Source organism: Promicromonospora kroppenstedtii DSM 19349 (genome assembly GCF_000515355.1).
Taxonomy (GTDB): Bacteria; Actinomycetota; Actinomycetes; order Actinomycetales; family Cellulomonadaceae; genus Promicromonospora; species Promicromonospora kroppenstedtii.
The window spans coordinates 1-1,077 of sequence record NZ_KI911610.1; the positions used below are offsets into that span (position 1 = coordinate 1).

General features: G+C 72.9%; 2 protein-coding genes. Both read left to right on the forward strand.

Going from position 1 to position 1,077, the window contains the following annotated elements:
- Nucleotides 1-806: helix-hairpin-helix domain-containing protein (locus PROKR_RS33855; protein WP_051432660.1), on the forward strand; the 806-nt coding region annotated here is incomplete at its 5' end.
- On the forward strand, nucleotides 803-1,077 hold a 275-nt coding region (locus PROKR_RS33860; RefSeq protein WP_036959790.1), incomplete at its 3' end, for a hypothetical protein. The genes PROKR_RS33855 and PROKR_RS33860, both read left to right, overlap by 4 nt.

Here is a 1,077-nt window from a genome sequence, read left to right on the forward strand (position 1 = left end):
AGCCCGAGCCGCAGGACCTGCAGCGCATCGAGGGCATCGGCCCCAAGATCGAGGCGGCCCTGACGGCCGCCGGGTACACCACCTACGCCAAGGTCGCGGGCGCGAGCGAGGACGAGCTGCGCGCGGCGCTGGCCGCGAGCGGCATCAAGTTCGCCCCGGCCGCGACGAGCTGGGCCGACCAGGCGCAGTACCTGGTGGACGGCGACGAGGACGGCCTGCGCGAATACCAGGACTACCTGATCGGCGGCCAGGAGCGGCGCGCGAAGTTCAACGAGAACGTCGACTACACCGACGTCGACGAGGTCGAGGGCGCCGAGGCCAAGGCCGCTGCCCTGGCCGAGGACGAGGCAGAGGCCGCAGCAGCCCCGGAGCCGGCCGCCGAGCCCGCCCCGGAGCCGGAGCCCGAGCCGCAGGACCTGCAGCGCATCGAGGGCATCGGCCCCAAGATCGAGGCGACGCTGAAGGCCGCCGGCTACGCCACGTACGCGAAGATCGCGGCCGCGACGGAGACGGAGATCCGGGAGGCGCTCGCCACGGGCGGCATCACGTTCGCCCCTGCGGCCAGCAGCTGGACCGACCAGGCGCAGTACCTGGCCGACGGTGACGAGGACGGCCTGCAGGAGTTCCAGGACTACCTGATCGGCGGCCAGGACCGGCACGCGAAGTTCCGCAAGGACGTCGACTACACGGACGTCGACGAGATCGAGGGCGCCGACGCCAAGGCCGAGGCGATCGCCGAGGACGAGGCCAAGGCTGCCGCCGCCGAGGACGACGCGGAGCCGACGGGGTCCGAGGTGAAGGCATGAACCTGAAGGTCGTCCTGCCCCCGGTGATCATCGTCGTCCTGGGGCTGGGTGCCATCTCGAGCGTGCAGAACACGGGGTTCCGCGAGCACATCGAGTCCACGCTGACGGAGAGCGCGCAGGGGGCCCTCTCCGCCGCGGGGATCGATGCGGTCGTGGCGTTCTCGGGCCGCGACGCCGACGTGACCGCGCCGAGCGACGCGGTGGCTCTCGAGGCCGCCGAGGTCGTGGGCGGCGTCACCGGCGTCCGGACCGCGGCGGCCTACGGGCCGGA